Genomic DNA, 24925 nt, shown 5'->3' with positions numbered 1-24925 from the left:
CAATTCTGGTCAACTACGCAAAACGATATGTTCTATCCTCTTTAATTGATAAAGGCGAATTCCCCTGTGGTGTTAAAAATCTCTCGTTGGACATTGCTGACGCTATTATGCAGCCTCGTTTTAACAGCCTGCAGCATACCCGAACCACCGCAACAAAGTGTTGGTACTAATATTACCAATCAGCAAGTTCAAGCGCACCAAACACGCTTGCAACGAATAAATAGATGGCAGCTATCGGGTCGCTTTGCCTTGACAGAAATCAAATCAAACAGTAAAGACAGTGCTTATCTCAGTTGGCGTTCGTCGCCTCAACAGCAAGATATTGTGATTACACATCCCTTACGTGGGGAACTAGCCCATTTGAATATAAGCGCTCAGGTTGCAACGATAAAAGTCGATGGCGAACAGGTACAAAGCCGCTCAGCGCGAGACCTGCTTTATCAATACACTGGGATGCGGCTGCCGGTAGATGAGTTGCCCCATTGGCTGTTGGGTCGTCTCGACCCGAGGTTTACGCAATTTCACTTTGATAAACAAGGTCGGCTCATTAATGCACATTACAAAACAAGTGCAGGTGATCATTGGCAACTCACATGGTTTTACCAACCTCAGCAGCTTTTACCTGAGCAAATACATGCCGAAACCGACCAATTGAAACTCAAAATTCAGGCGCAAAGCTGGCAAACTCAACCTTCTTTAAACACTTTGGTATTGTAGAGTCGTTTCATGAACTATTCACAGACTTCACTGGTCCTACCTGCGCCCGCAAAGCTAAACTTATTTTTACATATCACTGGCAAACGTAATGATGGATACCACAACCTAGAAACGCTATTTCAGTTTATTGATATCGAAGATACACTTTCTTTTGAATCGGTGGCAGGACACGAAGTTGAGTTGATCGATACACAGAGCGCCATTAACGTCCAAGATAACCTGGTATTTCGTGCGGCGCAGCGACTCATTAATCAGTGTCAGCAGCACCAGGTGTCGTACTTCGGCGTACGCATCACGCTTGAAAAACGACTTCCCCAAGGGGCAGGATTAGGCGGCGGTTCATCCGATGCCGCCACAACGCTGGTCGGCTTAAATTATCTCTGGGGTCAACCTTTTACTAAACAGCAATTGCTTACCATCGGTGCCGAACTTGGCGCTGACGTGCCAATTTTCATTCATGGGCACAGCGCTTTCGCCACAGGTATTGGTGATCAATTCACCGACGTTGAACCCGACCAAAGCTATTATTTAGTGGTCAAACCTCAAGTCAATATTTCAACCGCAGCGTTGTTCGCTGATGCGGGCTTAAAACGCGACTGCAAGCCTTTATCTCCCTCGCAATGGGACTGGCAAAACACCAACAATGTATTTGAATCCGTGGTGCTTAAGCAGTATCCCGCAGTTGCCAAGCTACACGCGCAGTTGCTAAACTATGGACCGACTCGGCTTACTGGCACAGGTGCTTGCTTATTTACTCGCTTTGCGAATCAGCAACAAGCTATTGCTGCACAAGCGCAACTTTCACTACCCGAAAGTTATGTTGTGCGGGGCCAGAACCGTTCATCGCTTATCCGGACATTAACCCAAATTTAGTCGAGGTTTGTTGTGCCTGACATGAAACTCTTCGCTGGTAACGCCACGCCAGAACTCGCGCAGAAAATCGCTGACCGCCTATATATTAAACTCGGAGACGCCTCTGTAGGTCGTTTTAGTGACGGTGAGATCAGTGTCGCCATCAATGAAAACGTCCGCGGTGCGGACGTTTTTTTATTGCAGTCAACTTGTGCGCCCACCAATGACAACCTGATGGAGCTTATCGTCATGGTTGATGCGCTGCGTCGCGCTTCTGCCGGTCGTATTACTGCTGTTATGCCCTATTTCGGCTATGCGCGCCAAGATCGCCGAGTGCGCTCAGCGCGAGTACCGATCACGGCAAAAGTTGTCGCCGACTTCTTATCGAGCGTCGGTGTTGATCGCGTGCTAACGGTTGATTTGCACGCTGAGCAAATCCAAGGCTTTTTCGACGTACCTGTCGATAATGTGTTTGGCACGCCCGTACTGCTCGAACATATGCGTAACCAGAAGTTCGATAACCCGGTCGTCGTATCACCCGACATTGGTGGCGTTGTGCGTGCCCGTGCATTCGCCAAATTAATGGACGATACCGATCTTGCGATTATCGACAAACGCCGCCCATCAGCGAACGTTTCGCAGGTCATGCATATTATTGGTGACATTAAAGATCGTGACTGCATCATCGTCGACGATATGATCGATACCGGTGGCACCTTATGTAAGGCTGCTGAGGCGCTTAAACAACACGGTGCGAAACGTGTGTTTGCGTATGCTACTCACCCTGTATTCTCTGGTAATGCTGTCAGCAATATCAAAGAGTCAGCCATTGATGAGCTCGTAGTCACTGACAGTATCCCACTGAGCGAAGAAATGAAAGCAACCGGCAAAGTACATCAACTCACGTTATCTGGCATGCTCTCAGAAGCATTGCGACGCGTTAGCAATGAAGAGTCGATTTCAGCCATGTTTGATTACTAGGTTGGCTTGGCTATAACGCTTGTTTTAACTTGGTAACAGTGGTACTATTCCGCGCCCTTGGAAACCGGCTTTTGAGTCGGTTTCCAAGTTTTGGGTCAAGACTTGGTCGCGAGTTTTGACATTTTTTACTTATAAACAGATGAGAGCCCAATCACATGGCTAAATTAGATTTTAATATCAAAGCTACCGTTCGTACGGACAAAGGGAAAGGTGCGAGCCGCCGCCTGCGTCATGCGGACAAAGTACCTGCTATTCTTTACGGTGGTAAAGATGAGCCAATCGCACTTGAATTAGACCACAACAAAGTGAATAACATGGCTGACTACGAAGCCTTTTATTCGCACATCTTGACGCTTGAGATTGATGGTAAAAAACACCAAGCAATCTTGAAAGACATGCAACGTCACCCGTACAAGCCTAAGTTAACTCACTTAGACTTCCAACGTGTTGAAAAAGGTCACAAGTTGCACACTCACGTGCCACTGCACTTCTTAAACGAAGAAACAGCTAAAGGCGTTAAAGATGAGGGCGGTGTTGTTGTTCACCACGTGAACGACGTAGAAATCATGGTCTTACCAAAAGACTTACCAGAGTACTTGGAAGTTGACATCGCTAACTTGTCAGTAGGCGACACTATTCACCTAACGGACCTTAACTTACCAGAAGGCGTTGAGTTGGTTGAGTTAACCAAAGGTGAAGATCACGACCAAGCTGTTGTTTCAATCACTGCGCCTCGCGTAGAGAAAGAAGAGTCTGAAGACGAAGCACCAGCAGCTGACGAAGTCCCTGCAGCGAACGAAAAAGACGCTGACGAGTAATAGCGTTAGGTAACCCTAATGGGAACAGACGTTAAATTGCTTGTGGGCCTGGGAAATCCAGGCCCCGAATACGAAAAAACCCGCCATAATGCGGGTTTTTGGTTAGTTGAGGCCTATTGCCGTCGTCACGGCGTAACCCTCACTGCCGATACAAAAACGAAAGCATTGATTGGTCGACATCAAACCGCCACTCGTGATCTCCGCATTGTATTACCACAGACCTTTATGAATAAAAGCGGCTATTCAATTGCAGCGATGGCGCGCTTTTATAAAATTGCTCCCGAACAGATCCTCGTCGCTTACGATGAACTTGATCTTGATCCCGGTGTAGCAAAATTCAAACGAGGGGGTGGCGCAGGCGGTCATAACGGTATTAAAGATACTATCGCCCAGTTGGGCACTCAGGACTTTATGCGTTTGAGAGTCGGTATTGGTCACCCCGGACACCGTTCACAAGTGACCGGGTTCGTATTGGGTAAGCCATCCGCGCCCGAACGCGCGCTCCTCGACGAGTGTATCGATGAAGCCAGTCGTGCTATTGATATTTTAATCGATGAAGGTTGGGGCCCTGCGTTACAGCAGTTGCACAGCTTTCGTGCCAGTAAATAGAGGTTTATCTCATGGGATTTCGCTGTGGTATTGTTGGTTTACCAAACGTCGGAAAATCCACGTTATTTAATGCTTTGACCAAAGCCGGTATCGAAGCGGCTAACTTTCCTTTCTGTACCATCGAACCTAATACCGGTGTTGTTGCGGTTCCCGACCCACGCCTCGATGTGCTCGAAAGTATTGTGAACCCACAAAAAGTGATTCCCACTACGATGGAATTTGTGGATATCGCGGGCTTAGTTAAGGGGGCATCAAAAGGCGAAGGTCTTGGCAACCAATTCTTGGCCAACATCCGCGAAACCGATGCGATTGGTCATGTGGTTCGTTGCTTTGAAGACGATAACATTGTACACGTCAGCGGTGGTATTAACCCTGCGGATGATATCGATACCATCAATACTGAATTAGCACTAGCAGATTTGGATTCAGTCGATAAGTCGCTTCACCGCTTGGGCAAAAAAGCAAAAGGCGGCGATGCGCAAGCGAAAGCAGAAATTGCTGTATTAGAGAAGCTCAAGCCGGCGTTAGATGAAGGCGAAATGGCGCGTTCTGTTAACTTAACAGACGACGAAAAAGCGGTTATTCGTTCATATAACTTATTAACGCTTAAGCCAACGATGTACATCGCTAACGTTAACGAGGATGGCTTCGAGAATAACCCTCACCTAGAAACTGTGCGTCAAATCGCAGCAAAAGAAAACGCTGTCGTTGTGCCAGTATGTGCGGCTATCGAATCAGAAATTGCTGAACTTGACGACGACGATAAAGCGGCCTTCTTAGAAGAGCTTGGCCAAGCAGAACCCGGACTCAATCGTGTGATCCGCGGTGGTTACCAGTTGCTTAATTTGCAAACCTATTTCACAGCGGGCGTTAAAGAAGTCCGCGCGTGGACGGTAAAAATTGGTGCCAGTGCGCCGCAAGCTGCAGGACGCATTCATACTGACTTTGAAAAGGGCTTTATCCGCGCCGAAGTAGTCGGCTACGATGATTACGTTGAGTATAACGGTGAGCAAGGTGCAAAAGATGCCGGTAAATGGCGTCTTGAAGGTAAAGAATATATCGTTAAAGATGGTGATGTCATTCACTTCCGCTTCAACGTATAAACCTTTCTACGACAAAAAAACCGGCAATCATTGCCGGTTTTTTTATGCTTAACTTGATGTCTAACTATTCCACAATATCTTGGTGCATCGGTGCCAGTAATGCGAGCAACTCATTTTGCGCAGCAACGGGGACATTCTCCTGTTCCATTGCGGCAATTAAATGCTCCACTAGCGCATTAAAATCAGCGTTATTAATCCCTAAGTTGTTATGTGAAACGGCCATACTGTCGCCCGTATATTCGCACGGACCGCCGCTGACATTACACACTTGTTCGCTGATCAGCTTATGCAGACGTAGAATATCAACGTCAGCAAAATAATGCGCAATACGCTCATCATCAGCTACTCCAAGTAGCATTTCTTCGACGATCGTTTCGATGCCGCTTCGTTCGCCTAACTGTTGATATAGCTCTGACGATTGTGCCTGTACCGCCCCAGACATCATACTACCTAGCAACACTAGTGCTGCACTCACCCAAATTTTCATGTGAACTCCTTAAAAGCTTGCCTGAACCGAAAGGTACCAACCGGTTTGTGACTCTAATCCAGCGATAGACCCCAAATCTGCGTATGCACCAACCACGGACACATGCTTCGAGGGAAAATAAGCAACGAAAATATCTTTCCAATCGTCCTCTTTGGCAAAGCTCAGTAAATCCGGTTTTTGACGGTACTCAACACCTACCGCCCAGTAGCGATCGAGAAAAACGGCAACAGAAGCTTCTCCCACCCACTCGCGACTATCCTCCTTATCACCACCAAAGCCAAGTAACCCGAGTTGATTCGCTTCTGTATTACGTAACGTAACATTAGCCACCCACGTACGCGAAAACGGTCCCGCAAGCCAAGCTTTGGCGGCACTCACATAGTAATCCATTGAAGAGTCGTCAGTTGCACCCACCGCCTGAGGTAAGGCGAAGGTCTGATTGCTTTTGTGTTGGATGCCGGCACTGACCTGCGGCATCACCCCATAGACCAAATCACCGCTGAGTCGCGCTTTAACCCCCCAAATAGATTGTTCGAGTTCGCCACCGATGGTTTCTAAGTCGAACTGCTGGCGTGCATAGGAAACTTCAACTCGGTTATTCCAGTTAAAGCTAGCGCCTTGCACACTTAAACTAAAATCATCAACTTGTACTTCCGTCATCTGTACAGTCGCGCCCCACTCACCTTCATCGGCGTAACTGCTGAGGGTTGCCCATGGCACGATTCCACCGCCGCCACTCCCCTCGATAGTGCTTGCGCCGCCGGTCGCCAATAGACGCGATCCCGGTGCTTCAAATTGTTGCGCCAGCGCAGGCTGAACAGCACTCAGCAAGAGTACGGATAAGCCATAAAAAATGCGTTTAGGCATGCTCTTTTTCCTTCAATAGTCGTAAATGTAATTCTTCAAATGAAATCGGCTTACTAAAATAATAGCCCTGCAGCACATCACAATGATTCGCTAACAGCCAATGCCAGCTGGCTTCGTCCTCAACCCCTTCGGCGACAACACGTAAGTTCAACTCATGCGCAAGTTGAATGGTCGAACGCACAATGGACTGATCGTCGGGTTGGGTCATTAAATACTGAATAAAGGCTCTGTCAATTTTTAACTCATTGATCGGTAAGCGACGTATCTGCGATAGCGACGAATACCCCGTACCATAGTCATCGATAGAAATCTCGTAGCCGAGCTCACTTAGCATTTTTAAGCAAGCAATCGACTTTTCAGGCTCATTCATCAACGCACTTTCCGTGACTTCCAATATCAAATAGCGTTGCATATTGCGTTGACTGAGCGCCACTAAATCATTGGCGAGCTTATCGTTGATCAAATCAACCGCTGAGATATTAATACTTAACTTAATATCATCCTTGAACGTTCGTAATTGATTCACCCATTGTTCGGCCTGCTCCACGACCCAGTGGGTTATTTCGGTGATCATGCCCGACTGCTCAGCCAGTGGAATAAATTCATCAGGCCCAACCCAACCCAGTTGCTCATCATGCCAGCGGATCAGCATTTCTGCGGCCACTGTACGGCCATCCGTAGCTCGGACTTTCGGTTGCGCAACAAGCGTGAAGCCACCTCGCGCAATCGCTTTTGGGAGTTGCTCAACAATCGCGAGTCGACGTAAATGCGCCTCATCAAATCCTTCTTGATAAAATGCATTAAACTGATTGTGCTCTTTAGCATGCTTTACCGAAACCTGAGCACGGCGGATAAGACTATCTAACTCACTCGCTTGCTGCGGAAACTGCACAGCACCACAATTAAATTTAAGTTCAAACTGACTCCCCCCAACCACAAAGGGTACGTTAAGACGAACGCTCAAATCTTCTAACCGACGAGCTATTCTTGATTCAGTCTCGGCCTCCGTGACCAGCGCAAATTCATCACCGCCGAAGCGAGCCAAGATATCATTCGATTGACATCCAGAAAGCAAGCGCCCTGCTAATTGTTTCAAGACGTCATCACCCATTCGCTGACCCACGCTATCGTTTAAACGACGAAAATTGCGTATGTTGATAAGCAGCAACCACCCCGACGAGGCTGAGTCACCGAGCTTTTCATTCAATAGTCGTTGCAACTCCCGTCGATTAGGAAGTTCTGTTAACTGATCATGAGTGGCTTGGAACCTCACTTTACGCTCACGTAATGCGATAGCAGAACGCATCGACTCAAAGGTATCGGCCAATTGACCGAACTCATCTTTACGTGATTGCAAGTTAGTGGGTGAATAATCACCTGACTTTAGTTTACTTGCAGCCTGAGATAATAGCGCAACCGGCGTAGAAATGGTTTTTGCAACGAAGAGCGCGACAATTAAGGTGATAACAAGCGCTATGGCTCCAATCAGTAAAATCTGAACGAGCAACTCATCAAACTGCCGCATGGCTTCAGCGCGTGACGTTGTCAGAGAAACATGCACCACATCGCCTCCGACCGTCGTTAATGTGGTCTCTTGCAGCGCCAGCCCACTTTGTTGAAGCCAACCATCGTAACCCTGTTGCTCAGAGGATAATGCCTGTGCAAACCCCTCGCGCAATGAAGCGGGTAAACTCGAGGCCAGTAACAGGCTGGGTTGTTCAAGCCATAATGTGATATCTGCGTTGGCTAACTCTTTCAGTTGCTCGGTTAACGTGTTGTTGACCTCGAAACCCAGCGTCGCCCAAGCAATTAAGTTGGGGGCTGTAACGGGCACAGTGACCACCTGATAAAGCTGCCCTTCAGATACAAGTAACGCCTTGCCACCCTGCTCACCACTAATCAACTGCTTTAAATCTAAATTATGGGTCGAAGCAATCTCTTGGCCATCTGGATTCTGCAACGCGATGAGATCGGTGCCAATACGGTCACCATGATTAACGAGCGCGGAAACAATGGTATCGCGGTCTTCAGTCGCAACCGCACGTTTGAAGCCAAAGTCGTCGGTAAGGACTTCAGCGGCGCGCCGCAGTTGCTCAGCTCGACTATCCATCAACTCGCGGAATAATCGTTCACTGACGGTTAATTCACGCTGCAAGGTACGTTCAACTTGATTAGAAGTTGTGAGCAGTACGGCCAATACCGCACCACTCAATGCAATAGCAATGAGGATACCAAAAATGACCGCGAGTCGGACTTTAAACTGTTTAAACATCAAGCTCCTAAGCGATTAAAGCGTTTTTCTAATCGCGACTTTTCTTCTTTCTTTGGCGCTGGAGGTGCCACATCCAGCTTTATATCGCTATTCTTGATTGGCATTTTTAGTTCGATGAGTTCGCCCGCATTGAGGTCATCCCCCATCCATGGATGCCAAACGCGGAGTGTTATCGCTTGCGATTGTTTACTGACCGCGTCATTGAACTCAATACTGACCTTTCCCGCCGCATCGGACACGAATCCCTGCAACGCGTTGTTAATCACAACGTAGCCGATCATATCGTCATGAATGTTACAGCCGAGCGTCACCACCCCCGGCTTGTCAAAAGTCACCTTGGGACGCTCTTGGTCTGAATAAAGTTTTAACTCAAAAGGCTTCGCTTTTGAGAAAGAGTACACATGATGACGTATATTATCACTATTTGGAAAGACCACCGTACTGCCCTCCTGAATCGAAGAGACTTTGGGTACAAACTGCTTATCAACTTGGTCAATAATAACGTTGTCTTGCGCGCCGTGGGGGCTTGCTAGCACCGACTTATTAATCAGAATAACTGCGTTATTAACGGGATTACCGTTTTTATCGAGAACCCGAATAGTTTGCGTATCCGCCCATGAGGTCGCAGAGAACACAATCATGATCAGGCTCAAAGCTAGCTGTTTAATCATGGTTCGCCTTATCATATAGCTGTTAGAGATAATGAAGCGCAAGCGCTCATGTTGCTAGCTTAATACAAGCGACGCTCGTTTAGAACTGATCTTTAGGAGTATAAGACCGTATTTCAAATTAACCCAATTCTTTGGCTTAGGAGGAACAGGTTATGAGCCGCGAGACAAGGACTGAATCAGATAGTATGGGGCAAGTTGAAGTCTTGAAGAGTGCACTTTATGGCGCCCAGACACAACGCGCTATTAATAACTTTCCCATCAGTGGACTTACACTGCCATCCGAACTCATCAAAGCCATCGCGCGCATAAAATGGTCAGCCGCGGCTGCGAATCAACAATGTGCAGACCTCGATAAAGACAAAGTAGTCGCCATTCAAGCAGCCGCTCAACAAATTATTGATGGCCAGCACGTCGACCAGTTCCCGATTGATGTTTTTCAAACAGGTTCAGGAACGAGTTCGAATATGAACGTCAATGAAGTCATTGCCCATATTGCCCAGCAGCAAGGGATTGATGTTCATCCAAATGATGATGTCAATCGCAGCCAATCAAGTAATGATACGATTCCAACGGCGATTCAAATCGCTAGTGTCGTGGCCGTCGAACAGCGATTACAGCCAGCACTCAAGCACCTGATTGACACCATCAGAAAAAAAGCAGTTGAATTACGTGATGTGGTAAAGACCGGTCGTACCCACTTAATGGATGCGATGCCATTAACTATGGCTCAGGAATTGAACGCATGGGCCGGACAGCTCGAGTTGACGGCTCAGCAGTTACCGCAACTGTGTGAGCACTCGCAAGTACTGCCGCAAGGCGGAACAGCGATTGGTACCGGTATTAACGCGCCCGAACAGTTCGCCGACTTGTTTGCGCAATCGCTCAGCAAGCAAACGGGCATTGCTTTTAAAGCATCACGTAACCCGTTTACTGGCATAGCAGGACAAGAGCTCAATGTGCAATTGCATGGGCAATTAAATACGCTTGCAACCACGCTATTAAAAATAAGCAATGACTTACGTTGGATGAACAGCGGCCCACTCGCCGGCTTAGGTGAAATACAACTGACCCCATTGCAACCGGGTAGTAGCATTATGCCCGGGAAAGTGAATCCGGTGATCCCCGAAGCGGTTGCGATGGTTGCAGCACAGGTTAATGGAAACCATACCACCATCACAACGGCCGCCCAACAAGGTAACTTTCAGCTTAACGTCATGCTACCTGTGATCGGCTATAATTTGATGCAGTCACTTGAGTTGCTCACGCAAAGCTGCCAAGTCTTAGCGGATAAAGCCATTATGGATTTTGAGGTGAATCACGATAATTTAGAGAAGGCCTTAGCTAAAAACCCTATTTTAGTAACTGCATTGAATCCAGTTATTGGATATAGCAAAGCCGCTGATATCGCTAAGCGCGCTTACAAAGAGAAGCGTCCTATTATCGATGTCGCTGAAGAGATGACCGATATGGACCGTAATCAACTCGAGCGCCTGCTCGACCCCAAAGATCTCACACAATCTGATTAAAGGACGTTAATATGTCGAATGTCGTCATTACCGGTGCCAACCGTGGCATCGGTTTTGAGTTAGCCAAACGGTACTCAGAGGCGGGCTATTCAGTCACTGCCGTGTGCCGTAACAACTCAAAACAACTCACCGAGCTTGATGTAGATATCATAGAAGGTATTGATGTTACGAAAACCGCTGACCTTTTACGTATGAAAGAAGGCTTAGGCAACACTCGTATCGATATACTTATCAATAACGCGGGTTTACTTAACCATGATGAGCTCGGTGACTTAGACGCACGTATGTTACGTGCTCAATATGAAGTAAATGCGATAGCACCGCTACGGGTTACGGAAACCCTATTGGATAACCTCGAAAGCGAAAGCAAGGTCGCTTTAATTACCAGTCGAATGGGTTCCATAGCCGACAATGGTTCAGGTAGCCGCTATGGTTATCGGATGTCAAAAGCCGCACTCAATGCCGCCGGTAAATCTCTGGCATTGGATTTAAAGGATAAAGAAATAGCGGTCGTCTTACTGCACCCCGGTTACGTGCAAACGGATATGGTCGGTGGGCGCGGTGATATTTCTCCAGCAACAGCGGCTGAACGACTCATGCAACGTATTGATGAGCTTACGATAGAAACCTCAGGCCGGTTCTTTCACAGTAATGGGGATGAACTACCCTGGTAAAGAGATGTTTTTGTGGCTTTTTCGTCTAGTTTTCACTCGAATCAGTGTTTTTTTAACCAATCGAACTCAATTAAGTGATTTTTTCTTAAAAAGAGGTTGACGGTAAGCCAAGCGATTTGCATAATACGCGCCGCACTCACAGAGAGGCGCAACACAAAGATTAGGCTACGTAGCTCAGCTGGTTAGAGCACAGCACTCATAATGCTGGGGTCGCAGGTTCGAATCCCGCCGTAGCCACCAATCTTAAAAATGTGCGGACGTGGTGGAATTGGTAGACACGCTGGATTTAGGTTCCAGTGCCTCACGGCGTGAGAGTTCAAGTCTCTCCGTCCGCACCAACTCTCTGAACCAACACTATGTTGGGGCATAGCCAAGCGGTAAGGCAGCGGGTTTTGATCCCGCGATTCCCAGGTTCGATCCCTGGTGCCCCAGCCAACGCGTTGCTTGAGTTCGTCCATATGTTGTTGGGGCATAGCCAAGCGGTAAGGCAGCGGGTTTTGATCCCGCGATTCCCAGGTTCGATCCCTGGTGCCCCAGCCAACATGACCACTTGCGGTGGTGGCGGAATTGGTAGACGCGCTAGCTTCAGGTGCTAGTGTCCGCAAGGACGTGAGGGTTCAAGTCCCTCCCTCCGCACCAAGTTGTTAGGACACTCGGCATTAAAAAACCACCTTTACGGTGGCTTTTTTGTTTCTGGCTCCTGATATGTTCTGTAGTACTAGCTCATCCCCATCGCTTGTTTAATAATTGCCTGCTTGATAACGCCCCTTTTCGCCAACTTCAAACTCGCTGCAACTATGCGCTGTTTCAAAGGATTGGCATCTTCAAAGTGCCAATGAATCATATCCATTGCCCGCATCATTTTGGCATTAGCTTTGCGACGCTGACGTTCATAACGCTGAGCATCACCCTGCTGTTCAATAAAACAGCGAATATCGGCAAAGCCCAAATTGACTCCCTGCCCCGCCAACGGGTGAATACTGTGAGCTGCATCCCCCATGAGTACTACAGGTCCAACGCAATAACGTAATGCATGTTTTCGCTGTAATGGAAATTGCCCCGATGCATAGGTATCAAAGGCACCAATGAACGGCTCAAATAGTTGCTTCAGATCGGTAGTGTGGTGCGTATTGCTGGGTCGGTAATTGATTAGACAGGCTTCATTACAACCCAGTGGGAGTAATGCAAACGGACCGCCTGGCTTGAATATTTCCCAGGTTGCTGAGGGTATAGGCTGATCGGTTATCACATTGACCAACTCACACGTTTGTCCGTAGTCCCAGCCGCGAGATCCAATACCAGCGGCCTGCGCAACTTGCGAATGAGCGCCATCACAACCAAGTAAGCGATTAAACTGGACTGACGCGCCACCCGCAAGGACCGCCTTGTGGTTAGCTAAGTCTATTTCAGTGATGGCATCGTTAGCCCGTATTTGCGCAGTTTCACAATGCTTTAAACAGCGCCACAACGCGCGCTGCAGTGCATTGTTTTCAACCATCACGCCCAATTGGTCGCGATTCACCTCTTTTGCATCAAAGTCGGCGCGAGTGCCGTTGATCGACGCAACCGACAGTGTCGTGTAAGGCAGTACTCTATCTTTATCAATGCAATCCGCAACACCGAGCTGAGAAAGCCAATGCCAATGATGGTCATTGACTGACGAAATGCGTATATCCCAACGTTCCGCTTTTTTCGGCGCTTCAGCGTTATCCACAAGTAACACGCGGTAGCCCTGTTGAGCCAACGCTAAACCTGCCGCCGCTCCCACCATTCCAGCACCATTAATTAGATAATCGACGGAGATTGTCACCGCTGTAACTCCTGTACCCACGATTGATTGTTTCGATTGCCGTTATTTTTAACATAAAAGCGCGCTGTTTTCCGTTACTATATGCATTATTGGATTATCAACTTGCGCTAGCTCAATGCATTCAAACGCCGTATCAACTCGAAATGTCGTCATCGCGTCTTGCTTTATTCTCTCAGCAGAAGCGAGTTTTGCTGGTGTGAGTGCATTAGTGAAGCACTTAAGCGACGATCAATCATTTGCGCAACTGGTGTTTTTTCGTAACGTCATGGCCTTTATTGTGTTGCTACCCTGGCTTTTACGTAAAGGTCCAAGTGCGTTACGAACTGAGAAACTAGGGTTGCACCTGTTGCGAGGTACCGCTGGTGTTGCCGCTATGTACCTGTTCTTTTTCGCTATAGCGACTATTCCACTCGCTCAAGCAACACTGGTATTGTTGTTGTCACCCTTTTTAATCCCAATTATTGGTCGGGTTTGGTTAAAAGAATATGTCGCACGACAAACCTGGTTAGCTATTTTATTAGGCTTTGTCGGTGTGTTCATTTTCTTGAGCCCCTGGCAAGCGAGTATATCGCCCATCGTCGGAGTTGCATTTATCGCGGCGGTGTTTGCTGCATTCACTAAAACCGTGATTAGAAAAATGTCGGTCACAGAATCGACCAGTAAGATTGTCTTTTATTTTTCTACCTATGCCACCATTGCCAGCGCTATCCCCTTAATTTGGTTATGGCAGCCGATGCCTTACGAAGACTGGCTAGGCGTTATTGCCATGGGCTCGCTTGCGGTCTATGGGCAACTCGCAATGACCAAAGCGTTTTCTATCGCTCCGCCTGCAAAAGTGGGTGTCTTCACGTATACTTCTGTGATGTTTGCCGCTTTGCTCGGCTATCTGTTCTTCGACGAGGTGGTCGCTTGGCATATGTTTTGGGGCGCTATCATCATTATTATTGCGGGCTACTTCGCAATACGCACCCGCCGTAAAAGTTAACGCGGTATGGTTGGCTTTTACCCAATATAACAGGTAAAATATGCGCCCGATTTGAAGTTTCCAAATTCCAGCAATTGATTGAGTCACCATGAGCAAAAAGTTATACGTAAAAACCTGGGGTTGTCAGATGAACGAGTACGATTCGACCAAGATGGCCGATCTACTCAACTCGACACACGGCTATGAACTGACCGAAGAAGCCGAACAGGCTGACCTTATCCTGCTAAACACGTGCTCGATCCGTGAAAAAGCTCAAGAGAAGGTGTTCCATCAGCTCGGACGCTGGAAGCATTTAAAACAAGCCAACCCCGACTTGTTAATTGGTGTGGGCGGTTGTGTCGCATCGCAAGAAGGTGACGCTATTCGCGCCCGTGCACCGTTCGTTGATATTGTGTTTGGTCCACAAACCTTGCACCGCTTACCTGAAATGGTGAAGCAGGTCGGTTCAGACCAACAACCCATGATCGACATCTCATTCCCAGAAATCGAGAAATTTGACCGCCTACCCGATCCAAAAGCCGAGGGCGCGAGTGCCTTTGTCTCTATCATGGAAGGTTGCTCAAAATATTGCTCGTTCTGCGTCGTGCCTTATACGCGTGGTGAAGAAGTCAGCCGCCCGGTCGATGACGTGATCTATGAAATCGCACAACTGGCGGAGCAAGGCGTGCGTGAGGTCAACCTACTCGGTCAAAATGTTAATGCGTATCGTGGCGAGCATTTTGATGGTTCTGTATGCCGCTTCGCCGAGTTATTGCATCTTGTTGCTGCCATTGATGGTATTGATCGTATTCGTTACACGACCTCGCATCCGGTCGAATTTACGGACGATATTATCGAGGCTTACACAACGATTCCTGAGCTGGTCAGTCATTTACACTTACCGGTACAGAGTGGTTCGGATCGCGTGTTAACGATGATGAAACGCGGCCATACCGCGTTAGAGTACAAATCAAAAATTCGCGCCTTAAAGAAAGCGCGTCCTGATATTGCGATGTCATCGGACTTTATTATCGGTTTCCCCGGTGAAACCGATGCAGATTTCCAAGCGACGATGGATCTTATTCAAGCCATCGACTTTGATATGAGCTTCAGTTTTATCTACAGTGCGCGTCCTGGTACACCTGCTGCCGATATACCTGACGACGTCACTGAAGCGACCAAGAAACAACGTTTACAGTTGCTTCAACAACGACTCAACCAGCAATCAATGGCGCATGCACGCCGGATGCTGGATACTGAACAACGTATTCTAGTGACTGGGCCATCGAAAAAGAATCCAATGGAGTTAACCGGTCGTACCGAAAATAACCGGGTTGTAAATTTCGTTGGGCAACCCCATATGATTGGTAAGTTTGTCGATGTCAAAATCACCGAAGTATTACCTAACTCACTCCGAGGTGAGTTAATTCGTGAAGAAGCCGATATGGGCCTTCGGATTGACACCGCGCCAGAAACGATTCTGCAACGCAACAAGGCGGAAGAACCCGATCCATTAGGTGTTGCTCGAGTCGTACCTTAGTACTAGCAAAGAAGAGGATTCGATTGAATCAACGTACCGAAACTATTGAATTTGAACTAGAGCCGACGGATTTACGTCGGCTCTCTAATCTCTGTGGTCCATTTGACGAGAACCTCAAACACATCGAGCGCCGCTTGGGTGTGGAAATTACCCACCGCGGTCATCATTTTCGTTTAATTGGACACGCGCACACCGTTGCTGCAGTGCAGAATATTCTGCGCGACCTCTATGTCGAGACTGCCACCGTCAAAGGTCAAGAGGGTCATGTCGAACCGCAGCAGGTTCATTTGGCTATTCAGCAAGCCAAAGTACTTGAGCAAGACGACACGGATCCGGCGGCGGAGAAAATGACGCATATCAAGACCAAACGAGGTCTTATCAAGCCACGCAATCATAACCAAGCGGGCTATGTGCGTTCGATTCTCGCGCACGACGTCAATTTTGGTATTGGACCGGCAGGTACAGGTAAAACCTATCTGGCTGTTGCCTGTGCCGTTGACGCGCTCGAACGCCAGGAGATCCGTCGTATTTTGCTGACACGTCCAGCGGTAGAAGCCGGCGAAAAACTGGGCTTTTTACCAGGAGACTTAGCTCAAAAGGTCGATCCTTATTTACGTCCCTTATACGATGCTTTGTTCGAAATGCTTGGCTTTGAGAAAGTCGAAAAGCTGATTGAACGTAATGTGATTGAGGTCGCACCGTTAGCATACATGCGCGGGCGCACGCTCAACGATGCCTTTATTATCTTAGATGAAAGCCAAAACACCACGATGGAACAGATGAAGATGTTCCTCACCCGTATTGGTTTTAATTCCAAGGCAGTAATCACTGGCGACATTACTCAAATCGACTTACCGCGAGGGCAACGGTCTGGTTTGCGCCACGCGATTGAAGTCCTTAGTAAAGTACCGGATATTAGTTTTACCTTCTTCCAAGCCGGCGATGTTGTGCGTCACCCGGTGGTGCAACGCATTGTGCAAGCTTACGAAGAGTTTGATACAGGACAGGAGCGCCGTGAAGGTTCAAGCTGATTATCAAGTCGCCTGCGAGACAGCGAGTGAACTCCCTCAACAAGCGGATATTGAGCTTTGGGTAGAGACTGCGTTAGCACTCGCTGGCTATGACAATACTGAAGCCGAATTAACGGTTCGTATCGTTGATCCAGCTGAGGGACGCAGTCTGAATCATGAATTTCGTAGTAAGGACTATGCGACCAATGTCTTGTCTTTCCCGTTTGAAGCGCCTATCGAAATGCCAATTCCCCTACTCGGTGACTTGGTAATCTGCGCACAGGTGGTAGAGCGTGAGGCGGATGAGCAGCAGAAACCGCTCATGCATCACTGGACGCATATGGTGATACACGGTACTCTGCACCTTTTAGGGTACGATCACATTGAAGATGCTGAAGCCGAGCACATGGAACGCATCGAGAAAGATGCACTGGCACGGCTCGATATTCCTGATCCTTACCAAATTAATCATTAACACGGAGCAACACTCTGAATGAGCGACGACAATCCCCACTCAGCCAGCGGCTCTTCGCAAAAATCTTGGGCAGCCAAACTGTTACAGGTATTCGCTGGAGAGCCGAAAAGCCGAGAAGAACTTGTCGATTTAATTCAGGACGCTGAAGAGCGGGACCTGATCGATAACGATACGAAGGAAATGATCGAAGGTGTACTCGATGTCGCTGAACTTAAAGTGCGTGACATTATGATTCCTCGTTCGCAAATGGTGACCATTGATATTCACCAAAGCGTTGAGGAGTTCCTGCCTATCGTGATCGAATCACAACACAGCCGCTACCCCGTCGTCACCGACAACAAAGATCATGTCGAAGGGATTCTTCTAGCGAAGGATTTACTCAGTTACGGCTTTAATTTCACTGAAGACAGCTTCTCGTTATCCGAAGTCATGCGACCAGCAGTCATTGTGCCAGAGAGCAAACGGGTTGATGTGTTGCTTAAAGAGTTTAGGTCTAACCGCTATCATATGGCGATCGTCGTCGACGAGTATGGTGGTGTATCGGGCTTGGTCACCATCGAGGATATCTTAGAAGAGATCGTGGGCGAGATCGAGGATGAAACCGATCACAATGATGACGATAAAGCCGATATTAAACGCTTAAGTGCATCTCGATACTCTGTTAAAGCACTCACTACCATTGAAGACTTTAATGACCATTTTAACAGCCAATTCGCTGACGATGAAATCGATACAGTGGGTGGTCTAGTGGCGCACGGCTTCGGTCACCTGCCACAACCCGGAGAGCAAATCACGCTATCTGGGTTCACATTTAAGGTCACCAGTGCGGACAAGCGTCGAATTCAACAATTACAGGTGACACCACCGACATCGGATACATATACCGAGGAATCGCAGGGGTGATCCACAAGCGGCTTGAAGCACTCAATCAGGTGGGTTGGTTGCGTCACATCGTACTGGTTTTACTGGGTACATCACTGACGTTTGCTTATTCACCTTACACGCTTACGTACTTGCCGCTGTTAGTACTGCCCTGCGTGGTGCTTCTTATAAAACCGCTCAAGCCTAAACAGGCGTTTAGAGCTGGCTTTTTCTTTGGTCTTGGTTGGTTAGGCGCCGGCTTAAGTTGGATTTTAGTCAGCATTGATACCTATGGTGGTATGCCGCTGATAGCAGATATCGCGGTACTCGGTTTGTTAATCGCTTATCTTGCGCTCTTCCCTGCGCTGGCTTTTTACAGCTGGCGTAAATTAAGTCTCAAAGTGCCTTACGCGTATTTTAGCTTGGTGTTGTTTTGGTTCTTATCCGAGTGGCTAAGAGGTTGGTTATTTACCGGCTTTCCGTGGTTACAGCTCGGGTATACGCAAACGGACGCTTGGCTGGGCGGTTTAGCATCGACTATCGGTCAGCGAGGCATTACTGCCGTACTGTGGTTTATAGCATTGTCTATCGCAGCGGCAGTCGTGGGGTCGTTACGGTGCCGAATTTACGCAGCACTGATGCTACTGGTATTTTTTACCGCAAGTTATATACTGCCTAAATTGCAACCGTTGCACCGTACTGACACCAAAACATCTGTGTTATTGGTACAAGGCAATATTTCACAAACGCTTAAATGGCAGGCTGATCAGCAGTGGCCTAATATATTGCGTTATTTAGATCTTACCCGTCCGAACTACCAACACGATATTATCGTATGGCCAGAGTCCGCCATCACAGCACTTGAACCCTACGCAGATGACGTACTGAGCACCATTGATCAATCGGCGGCAATGAACGGCGCTGCATTAATATCCGGTATTATTGATTATCAAAGTACCCGTGATCAGTTCTACAACACGATGATTGTGTTGGGCGATGAATCGGGTATTGATGGATTTGATACGCCTTATCAGTATGGCAGCAGCAACCGTTACCAAAAGCACCACCTATTACCGATTGGCGAGTTTGTCCCTTTTGAGAATCTGTTGCGCCCTATCGCTCCGTTATTTAATTTGCCGATGTCATCGTTTCAACGCGGTGAATATATTCAACCTAACTTATTAGCCAACGGTCACCGCTTGGCAGCTGCCATCTGCTATGAAATTGTCTTTGCCGATCAGGTACGTGCGAACGTAAGCGCCGATACTGACTACCTAATTACTGTCAGCAACGATACTTGGTTTGGTGACTCTCATGGTCCTTGGCAACATATGCAAATCGCACGCATGCGTGCAATGGAACTCGGTCGACCGTTAATCCGCTCGACCAATAACGGCGTGAGTGCGATGACTGATGAACAAGGTCGCATCATCGCTATCGCGCCCCAATTTAAAGCGACAACGGTTTCTGCAGAACTTCCCGTGGTACGCGGCACAACGTTATTTCAGCAATGGGGAAACTGGCCTGCTGACCTGCTTGCTGTATTGTCATTACTACCTTTAATCAGGCTATTTAATCGCACTGACCGTGGTCAGTCGCAGGAAAAATCAGTACAATAATCGTGTTAATTGGGTAAATAGGAAAAGTAGTCATGGAAAACATTCTCGATGCCATTCTCTTTGCAGTTCTGGTTGCCTCTGGTGGACTCGGCCTCACCAGCTTAGCCATGTTCTTTTTAGCAACGCCAACAGATGACACTGAAGTTCGCCAACGCCAACGTTTTGAATTTACATTCTTTGGTGTGGCTGGCTTAGTCATCATGTTTGTAATGTGGTACGCCATTAGCTAATTCGAAGGCGGCTTTGCCGCCTGACTATGCAGTAACCAATATCGGATATAAAACGACCTATGCAAGAACAATACAACCCGTCCGCGATAGAACAAGCCATTCAGCAACGTTGGCAAGAAGATAAAGTGTTCGAAGTCACTGAACAGCCAGAGAAAGAGAAATTCTACTGTCTCTCGATGTTCCCGTACCCAAGCGGCAAGCTCCACATGGGTCACGTGCGTAACTACACGCTGGGTGATGTGGTCTCTCGCTATCAACGGATGCAAGGCAAGAACGTGCTTCAGCCGATGGGTTGGGATGCATTTGGTCTACCGGCAGAAAATGCCGCCATTCAAAATAAAACCGCGCCAGCCAAGTGGACATACCAAAACATCGAATACATGCGCGAGCAACTTAAGCGCTTAGGTTTTGGCTATGACTGGCAACGCGAAGTCGCCACTTGCTCACCCGAGTACTACCGCTGGGAGCAATGGTTCTTTACAAAGTTATATGAAAAGGGCTTGGTTTATAAAAAGAACGCCACCGTTAACTGGGATCCTGTTGACCAAACCGTACTTGCTAACGAACAAGTAATCGATGGTCGCGGTTGGCGCAGCGGTGCTAAAGTTGAACAAAAAGAAATTCCGCAGTGGTTTATCAAAATTACCGATTATGCAGATGAGTTGCTTGACGATTTAGACCAATTGGATGGTTGGCCAGAACAAGTTAAGGCGATGCAGCGTAACTGGATTGGTCGTTCTGAAGGCTTAGAAATTGAATTCAAAGTGGCCAACAGCGACCAGTCGCTGAGTGTCTACACCACCCGCCCTGACACGATTTATGGTGTTACTTACATGGGGCTAGCCGCACAGCATCCGCTCGCGCGTGAAGCTGCAAAAAGTAACCCTGAACTCGCCGACTTTATCGAGCAGTGCAAAAATAGCAAAGTGGCTGAAGCAGATATCGCCACGATGGAAAAGCTCGGCATGGATACGGGGATCCGCGCGGTTCATCCAATGACCGGCGAAGAGATTCCCGTGTGGGTCGCTAACTTTGTTTTAATGGATTACGGTTCAGGTGCCGTTATGGCAGTGCCAGGTCACGATCAGCGTGATTGGGAGTTCGCGACCAAATATGAACTGCCTATCGTTCCTGTTATCGAGCCGTTTAGTGGCGAAGGTGATATTAAAGCCGCGGCGATTACCGAAAAAGGTAAAGTGATTAACTCAGGTGACTACAACGGCATGTCGTCACAGCAAGCCTTCGACGCGATTGCTGATTTGCTGGAGCAACGTGGCGTGGGTCAGCGTAGTGTGAATTACCGATTGCGCGACTGGGGTGTTTCTCGTCAACGGTACTGGGGGACACCTATCCCAATGCTGAATCTTGCCGATGGCGAATCAGTGCCCGTGCCAGAAGACCAACTACCGGTCCGCTTGCCTGAAGATGTCACAATGGACGGTGTTACATCGCCCATTAAAGCTGATCCTGAGTGGCGCAAAACAGAGTATCAAGGACAACCGGCAGAACATGAAACCGACACTTTCGACACCTTTATGGAGTCGTCATGGTACTACGCGCGCTATTGCAGCGCACAAACGGATGACGCCATGCTCGATCCAGAAAAAGCCAACTATTGGCTCCCAGTGGATCAGTATATCGGCGGCATTGAACACGCTATTTTACACCTGTTGTATGCGCGTTTCTTCCACAAATTGCTACGTGACACAGGTCTCGTTGAATCCGATGAGCCGTTTAAGCGCCTGCTATGCCAAGGTATGGTATTGGCTGACAGTTTCTACCGTGAGGATGACAAAGGCGGCAAACAGTGGATTTCTCCGCTCGACGTCGAACTCGATAAAGACGACAAAGGTGCCGTAGTCTCAGCACGCCACAAAGCAGATGGTCAACCTGTCGAAATCGCGGGTATGAGCAAAATGTCAAAGTCGAAAAATAACGGTATCGACCCACAAACTATGGTCGAGCGTTACGGCGCCGATACGGTTCGTTTATTTATGATGTTTGCCGCGCCACCTGAAATGACCTTGGAGTGGTCGGATTCAGGTGTCGAAGGTGCTCAACGTTTCTTGCGTCGTGTATGGAAATTAACCTATGACTTCATCGAGGCGGGGGGCTATCATCAGAATGATGTTGAGCTCAACAAAGATCAGAAGGCACTGCGCCGCGAGCTTCACAAGACCATAGCCAAAGTGAGTGATGACATGGGTCGTCGCCAACACTTTAACACCGCAATTGCGGCAATCATGGAGCTACTTAATCACCTACAAAAGGCGCCTGTTGAGACTGAAGCCGACCGCGTCGTGATGGGTGAAGCGATTGATGCCATGATTCGTATGTTGGCACCGATTACACCGCATATTTGCGAGCATTTATGGGAGCAACTCGGTCATCAAGATAGCCTGATCGCTGCAGACTGGCCGAGTGTCGATGACAGTGCGTTGGTCGAAGAAGAAAAGCTCATTGTTGTTCAGGTCAATGGAAAAGTACGTGCCAAGCTGACCGTCGCTGCTAACGCGAGCGAAGAAGAAGTACAATCGCTCGTATTAGCCGATGAATCTGTACAAAAATACACCGACGGTAAAACCATTCGCAAGAAGATCTATGTCCCAGGCAAAATCTTCAATATTGTGGTGAGTTAATATGGCGTACCTACGACCAGTAACCGCTGTGTTATTAAGCCTGCTTTTTTTAGGCGGGCTTAATAGCTGTAGCTTCCAACTAAGAGATAGCTATCAGCTTCCTGCTAATCTTCAGGCCGTTCGACTCGATAGTATTGACTCATTAGAACTCGAGGCGAGCTTGACGCAACGGTTACTTACCGCAGGTATTCAGGTAGTAGATGGGGGCACAAGCAACTCCACCACTATCGTGCGTATACTTTCCGATCAGCTTGAACGCCGTACACTCTCGTTATTTGAAAGTGGACAAGTCGCGGAATATGAACTGATATACCAAATCAATTATCAGGTCATCCGCGATGGCGAAACCGAGTATAACGGCCAAGTCGAAGTTGCTCGCGACTACCAAGATGATCCGAACTTTGCTCTCGCCAAAACACGAGAGCGTGAACTCTTGGTATCAGAAATGCGAGATGAAGCGACTCGCCGTTTAGTGCGTCAACTGATCTCAGAGTTCTCGGACTAACCATGCAAGCCATTTTCCCTGAACAGCTCGCGAGCAGTTTGCAACAACGCATTCCGCCTGTCATTTTGCTGTTTGGGGACGAGCTTCTGTTGCAGCAAGATTGCGACGAAATAATCCGCCACAGCCTCAATCAACAATTATCAAGTACGCCGGAGTATCAGCGTTGGCGTGCCGATGCCGAATTTGATTGGGGTCAACTTTCCCTCCAGCAACAATCAATGAGCCTATTTGGTAGCTTCACAGTACTCGATATTGAGTTGCCCGAAGCTAAACCCGGTAAACCGGGTTCAGATGCGTTAGTCGACTACGTTAAACAACCGAATCCTGACCAGTTGCTTATCTTAAAGGGCCCTCGGCTCAAAAAGGAACAACTCAATAGTCGCTGGTTCAAAGCGCTTGCAGCACAGGCACTGCAAGTTAAAATTTTTACCCCCAAACGCAGTCAGTTACCACGTTTTGTAATGCAACGCGCGCTGCGCCATCAACTGCAGTTATCACAAACAGCGGCTGAGGTTTTAAGCAACTGGTTTGAAGGCAATCTCTTTGCACTCGAACAAGAGTTTATCAAATGGTCATTGCTACCGAATCCACCACAAATAGACGAGAAGCAAATCTACGAGCGCGTCGCAGATAGCAGTCAATTTGATGTATTCGGATTACAAGAGAGCATTGCAGCACAGGATCTGAGTCAAGCAATTCATCGTTTGGAGCGGTTACTTGATAACGATATTGAACTGAATATCCTTAATTGGATGCTACAGCGCGAAGTGCAGATTATCAGCCAATTACATGTCAACGCGCAGCATGGATTGGATCACCAAGCCGTATTTAAACAATTTGCAGTATGGAGCTCGCAACAGTCTGCCTACTCAGCACGTGCTAGCACCCACAGTGATAATTCCATCAAGCAAATGATTGCATTGGCAGAGCGCATTGAGCGTGCAATAAAAGGAGACCGCGACGAGCCACTTGATGTTCTGCTTTATCATCTCGTTGTGTTATTGTCCTCGCCCCAATTACCTGCGTCCATCAGCCAACAATTAGGTGTGTATAGTCATGTTGAGAGCGATTTTTGGCGGTACTTTTGATCCTATCCATTGTGGCCATCTTAATGCTGCAAAGGCGCTAATCGAAGAGCTTAATTACGTTACTATTCATTTGATGCCCAACGCGGTACCACCGCACAGGCCCCAACCGCGTGCTAATGGCGCGCACCGTTTGGCCATGATCGAATGCGCTATCAGATCTCATGCACACATGTGTGCCGAACCTTTCGAGCTAAACCAAAACGGTCCGTCGTATACTGCCAAAACACTCGCCGCAATGCGTGAACACTACCCTAATGATACCCTGGCTTTTATTATGGGTATGGACTCGTTACTTACTTTTGACCAATGGTTTGAGTGGCAGTCCATCCTCGCTTGTGCTCACCTGGTTGTCCTGCCTCGCCCCGGTTATCAGCTCAGGACGGCTAACTCAACGGTGACTCAATTACTGCATGACCGACAAGTATCTTCGCCCGATGAACTCTATCAGGGTTCAAGTGGTCGTATTTATATTGCTAATACCACCCTGACTGATGTGTCATCAACTGCGGTTAGGGACGCTTTAGCCTCAGGCGACAGTGCAGAAATACCATCTCAGGTAATGACATACATTCGTCATCACGGATTGTATTCAAGCCCATTGTGATGC

General features: G+C 48.0%; 24 protein-coding genes and 5 tRNA genes. 24 read left to right on the top strand and 5 right to left on the bottom strand.

The window, feature by feature from the left end:
- The first annotated feature begins 66 nt into the window (after window positions 1-66).
- The 6 genes from lolB to ychF all read left to right on the top strand — a co-directional run bounded on the left by lolB (window position 67) and on the right by ychF (window position 5080).
- A complete protein-coding gene (gene lolB / locus AWU56_RS03135) occupies window positions 67-717 on the top strand; it encodes a lipoprotein insertase outer membrane protein LolB (RefSeq protein ID WP_286681738.1) in 651 nt (216 codons plus the stop codon).
- A 9-nt stretch (window positions 718-726) separates the two neighbouring features.
- Complete coding sequence (gene ispE, locus AWU56_RS03130; protein WP_286681737.1) at window positions 727-1590, top strand: 4-(cytidine 5'-diphospho)-2-C-methyl-D-erythritol kinase; 864 nt, start codon at window positions 727-729, stop codon at window positions 1588-1590.
- Window positions 1591-1602: 12 nt separating this feature from the next.
- Complete coding sequence (locus tag AWU56_RS03125; protein ID WP_040487723.1) at window positions 1603-2550, top strand: ribose-phosphate pyrophosphokinase; 948 nt, start codon at window positions 1603-1605, stop codon at window positions 2548-2550.
- A gap of 155 nt (window positions 2551-2705) precedes the next feature.
- The gene (locus AWU56_RS03120) at window positions 2706-3368 is read left to right on the top strand and encodes a 50S ribosomal protein L25/general stress protein Ctc (RefSeq protein WP_006955202.1); all 663 of its coding nucleotides are present in this window, start codon (window positions 2706-2708) and stop codon (window positions 3366-3368) included.
- Window positions 3369-3386: 18 nt separating this feature from the next.
- Window positions 3387-3977 carry an aminoacyl-tRNA hydrolase gene (pth, locus tag AWU56_RS03115; RefSeq protein WP_006955203.1) on the top strand — a complete coding sequence of 197 codons (591 nt, stop codon included), beginning with the start codon at window positions 3387-3389 and terminating at the stop codon, window positions 3975-3977.
- An 11-nt stretch (window positions 3978-3988) separates the two neighbouring features.
- On the top strand, window positions 3989-5080 hold the full coding sequence (ychF, locus tag AWU56_RS03110; RefSeq protein WP_071463587.1) for a redox-regulated ATPase YchF: 1092 nt from the start codon (window positions 3989-3991) through the stop codon (window positions 5078-5080).
- A gap of 64 nt (window positions 5081-5144) precedes the next feature.
- On the opposite strand, the gene AWU56_RS03105 is transcribed toward ychF, so the two are convergent.
- Genes AWU56_RS03105 through AWU56_RS03090 form a run of 4 tightly spaced genes read right to left on the bottom strand, consistent with a single transcriptional unit; the run spans window position 5145 to window position 9377 of the window.
- Window positions 5145-5567: a group I truncated hemoglobin gene (locus AWU56_RS03105; RefSeq protein ID WP_006955205.1), complete on the bottom strand. Its 423-nt coding sequence runs from the start codon at window positions 5565-5567 to the stop codon at window positions 5145-5147.
- Window positions 5568-5576: 9 nt separating this feature from the next.
- Window positions 5577-6434 (bottom strand): DUF3034 family protein, encoded by an 858-nt coding sequence (locus AWU56_RS03100; protein WP_286681736.1) that lies wholly within the window; start codon window positions 6432-6434, stop codon window positions 5577-5579.
- Window positions 6427-8706 carry a bifunctional diguanylate cyclase/phosphodiesterase gene (locus tag AWU56_RS03095; protein ID WP_286681735.1) on the bottom strand — a complete coding sequence of 760 codons (2280 nt, stop codon included), beginning with the start codon at window positions 8704-8706 and terminating at the stop codon, window positions 6427-6429. Before AWU56_RS03095 ends, AWU56_RS03100 begins: the two co-directional genes overlap by 8 nt.
- Window positions 8706-9377 (bottom strand): methylamine utilization protein, encoded by a 672-nt coding sequence (locus AWU56_RS03090; protein ID WP_286681734.1) that lies wholly within the window; start codon window positions 9375-9377, stop codon window positions 8706-8708. Before AWU56_RS03090 ends, AWU56_RS03095 begins: the two co-directional genes overlap by 1 nt.
- 152 nt (window positions 9378-9529) lie before the next feature.
- Here AWU56_RS03090 and AWU56_RS03085 point away from each other — a divergent pair, with 152 nt between their 5' ends.
- The 7 genes from AWU56_RS03085 to AWU56_RS03055 all read left to right on the top strand — a co-directional run bounded on the left by AWU56_RS03085 (window position 9530) and on the right by AWU56_RS03055 (window position 12216).
- Window positions 9530-10903: a class II fumarate hydratase gene (locus tag AWU56_RS03085; RefSeq protein ID WP_006955209.1), complete on the top strand. Its 1374-nt coding sequence runs from the start codon at window positions 9530-9532 to the stop codon at window positions 10901-10903.
- Between the two features lie 11 nt (window positions 10904-10914).
- Window positions 10915-11577: an SDR family oxidoreductase gene (locus AWU56_RS03080; protein WP_006955210.1), complete on the top strand. Its 663-nt coding sequence runs from the start codon at window positions 10915-10917 to the stop codon at window positions 11575-11577.
- A gap of 163 nt (window positions 11578-11740) precedes the next feature.
- Window positions 11741-11817 (top strand) — tRNA-Met (locus tag AWU56_RS03075).
- A 13-nt stretch (window positions 11818-11830) separates the two neighbouring features.
- Window positions 11831-11915, top strand: a tRNA-Leu gene (locus tag AWU56_RS03070).
- Window positions 11916-11937: 22 nt separating this feature from the next.
- Window positions 11938-12012, top strand: a tRNA-Gln gene (locus AWU56_RS03065).
- 30 nt (window positions 12013-12042) lie between these two features.
- Window positions 12043-12117, top strand: a tRNA-Gln gene (locus AWU56_RS03060).
- Window positions 12118-12129: 12 nt separating this feature from the next.
- Window positions 12130-12216 (top strand) — tRNA-Leu (locus tag AWU56_RS03055).
- Between the two features lie 79 nt (window positions 12217-12295).
- Here the strand turns inward: AWU56_RS03055 and AWU56_RS03050 are convergent.
- Window positions 12296-13387: an FAD-dependent monooxygenase gene (locus tag AWU56_RS03050; RefSeq protein WP_286681733.1), complete on the bottom strand. Its 1092-nt coding sequence runs from the start codon at window positions 13385-13387 to the stop codon at window positions 12296-12298.
- 115 nt (window positions 13388-13502) lie between these two features.
- On the opposite strand from AWU56_RS03050, the gene AWU56_RS03045 reads away from it, so the two are divergent.
- The 11 genes from AWU56_RS03045 to nadD all read left to right on the top strand — a co-directional run bounded on the left by AWU56_RS03045 (window position 13503) and on the right by nadD (window position 24922).
- The gene (locus tag AWU56_RS03045; protein WP_006955169.1) at window positions 13503-14372 is read left to right on the top strand and encodes a DMT family transporter; all 870 of its coding nucleotides are present in this window, start codon (window positions 13503-13505) and stop codon (window positions 14370-14372) included.
- 88 nt (window positions 14373-14460) lie between these two features.
- Complete coding sequence (gene miaB / locus AWU56_RS03040) at window positions 14461-15891, top strand: tRNA (N6-isopentenyl adenosine(37)-C2)-methylthiotransferase MiaB (RefSeq protein ID WP_286681732.1); 1431 nt, start codon at window positions 14461-14463, stop codon at window positions 15889-15891.
- Window positions 15892-15914: 23 nt separating this feature from the next.
- Entirely contained in the window at window positions 15915-16922 is a 1008-nt protein-coding gene (locus AWU56_RS03035) for a PhoH family protein (RefSeq protein WP_006955171.1), read from the top strand.
- Window positions 16906-17376 carry an rRNA maturation RNase YbeY gene (gene ybeY / locus AWU56_RS03030; RefSeq protein ID WP_286681731.1) on the top strand — a complete coding sequence of 157 codons (471 nt, stop codon included), beginning with the start codon at window positions 16906-16908 and terminating at the stop codon, window positions 17374-17376. The genes AWU56_RS03035 and ybeY overlap by 17 nt, the downstream gene beginning before the upstream one ends.
- An 18-nt stretch (window positions 17377-17394) precedes the next feature.
- The gene (gene corC, locus AWU56_RS03025; protein WP_006955173.1) at window positions 17395-18279 is read left to right on the top strand and encodes a CNNM family magnesium/cobalt transport protein CorC; all 885 of its coding nucleotides are present in this window, start codon (window positions 17395-17397) and stop codon (window positions 18277-18279) included.
- The gene (gene lnt / locus AWU56_RS03020; protein WP_006955174.1) at window positions 18276-19856 is read left to right on the top strand and encodes an apolipoprotein N-acyltransferase; all 1581 of its coding nucleotides are present in this window, start codon (window positions 18276-18278) and stop codon (window positions 19854-19856) included. The genes corC and lnt overlap by 4 nt, the downstream gene beginning before the upstream one ends.
- 32 nt (window positions 19857-19888) lie before the next feature.
- Window positions 19889-20086: a hypothetical protein gene (locus tag AWU56_RS03015; RefSeq protein WP_006955175.1), complete on the top strand. Its 198-nt coding sequence runs from the start codon at window positions 19889-19891 to the stop codon at window positions 20084-20086.
- Window positions 20087-20145: 59 nt separating this feature from the next.
- The gene (gene leuS, locus AWU56_RS03010) at window positions 20146-22725 is read left to right on the top strand and encodes a leucine--tRNA ligase (RefSeq protein WP_006955176.1); all 2580 of its coding nucleotides are present in this window, start codon (window positions 20146-20148) and stop codon (window positions 22723-22725) included.
- Window position 22726: 1 nt separating this feature from the next.
- Window positions 22727-23230, top strand: a complete 504-nt coding sequence (locus AWU56_RS03005; protein WP_006955177.1) for an LPS-assembly lipoprotein LptE — start codon at window positions 22727-22729, stop codon at window positions 23228-23230.
- 2 nt (window positions 23231-23232) lie between these two features.
- On the top strand, window positions 23233-24318 hold the full coding sequence (gene holA / locus AWU56_RS03000) for a DNA polymerase III subunit delta (RefSeq protein ID WP_286681730.1): 1086 nt from the start codon (window positions 23233-23235) through the stop codon (window positions 24316-24318).
- Entirely contained in the window at window positions 24287-24922 is a 636-nt protein-coding gene (nadD, locus tag AWU56_RS02995) for a nicotinate-nucleotide adenylyltransferase (protein WP_286681729.1), read from the top strand. Before holA ends, nadD begins: the two co-directional genes overlap by 32 nt.
- Window positions 24923-24925 lie beyond the last annotated feature (3 nt).

It is taken from the genome of Idiomarina sp. T82-3 (assembly GCF_001577655.1).
GTDB classification, from domain to species: domain Bacteria; phylum Pseudomonadota; class Gammaproteobacteria; order Enterobacterales; family Alteromonadaceae; genus Idiomarina; species Idiomarina baltica.
The sequence above is the reverse complement of the archived record's forward strand: the minus strand, read 5'-3'. Positions and strand labels throughout refer to the sequence as shown.

What these genes read in the sequence shown, in the direction of transcription:
- AWU56_RS03045 (WP_006955169.1), top strand. Translation starts at nt 13,503, where the DNA reads ATGCATTCAAACGCCGTATCAACTCGAAATGTCGTCATCGCGTCTTGC.
- AWU56_RS03120 (WP_006955202.1), top strand. Translation starts at nt 2,706, where the DNA reads ATGGCTAAATTAGATTTTAATATCAAAGCTACCGTTCGTACGGACAAA.
- ychF (WP_071463587.1), top strand. Translation starts at nt 3,989, where the DNA reads ATGGGATTTCGCTGTGGTATTGTTGGTTTACCAAACGTCGGAAAATCC.
- AWU56_RS03080 (WP_006955210.1), top strand. Translation starts at nt 10,915, where the DNA reads ATGTCGAATGTCGTCATTACCGGTGCCAACCGTGGCATCGGTTTTGAG.
- nadD (WP_286681729.1), top strand. Translation starts at nt 24,287, where the DNA reads ATGTTGAGAGCGATTTTTGGCGGTACTTTTGATCCTATCCATTGTGGC.
- corC (WP_006955173.1), top strand. Translation starts at nt 17,395, where the DNA reads ATGAGCGACGACAATCCCCACTCAGCCAGCGGCTCTTCGCAAAAATCT.
- ispE (WP_286681737.1), top strand. Translation starts at nt 727, where the DNA reads ATGAACTATTCACAGACTTCACTGGTCCTACCTGCGCCCGCAAAGCTA.
- holA (WP_286681730.1), top strand. Translation starts at nt 23,233, where the DNA reads ATGCAAGCCATTTTCCCTGAACAGCTCGCGAGCAGTTTGCAACAACGC.
- AWU56_RS03015 (WP_006955175.1), top strand. Translation starts at nt 19,889, where the DNA reads ATGGAAAACATTCTCGATGCCATTCTCTTTGCAGTTCTGGTTGCCTCT.
- AWU56_RS03090 (WP_286681734.1), bottom strand. Translation starts at nt 9,377, where the DNA reads ATGATTAAACAGCTAGCTTTGAGCCTGATCATGATTGTGTTCTCTGCG.
- AWU56_RS03100 (WP_286681736.1), bottom strand. Translation starts at nt 6,434, where the DNA reads ATGCCTAAACGCATTTTTTATGGCTTATCCGTACTCTTGCTGAGTGCT.
- pth (WP_006955203.1), top strand. Translation starts at nt 3,387, where the DNA reads ATGGGAACAGACGTTAAATTGCTTGTGGGCCTGGGAAATCCAGGCCCC.
- AWU56_RS03005 (WP_006955177.1), top strand. Translation starts at nt 22,727, where the DNA reads ATGGCGTACCTACGACCAGTAACCGCTGTGTTATTAAGCCTGCTTTTT.
- miaB (WP_286681732.1), top strand. Translation starts at nt 14,461, where the DNA reads ATGAGCAAAAAGTTATACGTAAAAACCTGGGGTTGTCAGATGAACGAG.
- AWU56_RS03085 (WP_006955209.1), top strand. Translation starts at nt 9,530, where the DNA reads ATGAGCCGCGAGACAAGGACTGAATCAGATAGTATGGGGCAAGTTGAA.
- AWU56_RS03105 (WP_006955205.1), bottom strand. Translation starts at nt 5,567, where the DNA reads ATGAAAATTTGGGTGAGTGCAGCACTAGTGTTGCTAGGTAGTATGATG.
- leuS (WP_006955176.1), top strand. Translation starts at nt 20,146, where the DNA reads ATGCAAGAACAATACAACCCGTCCGCGATAGAACAAGCCATTCAGCAA.
- AWU56_RS03095 (WP_286681735.1), bottom strand. Translation starts at nt 8,706, where the DNA reads ATGTTTAAACAGTTTAAAGTCCGACTCGCGGTCATTTTTGGTATCCTC.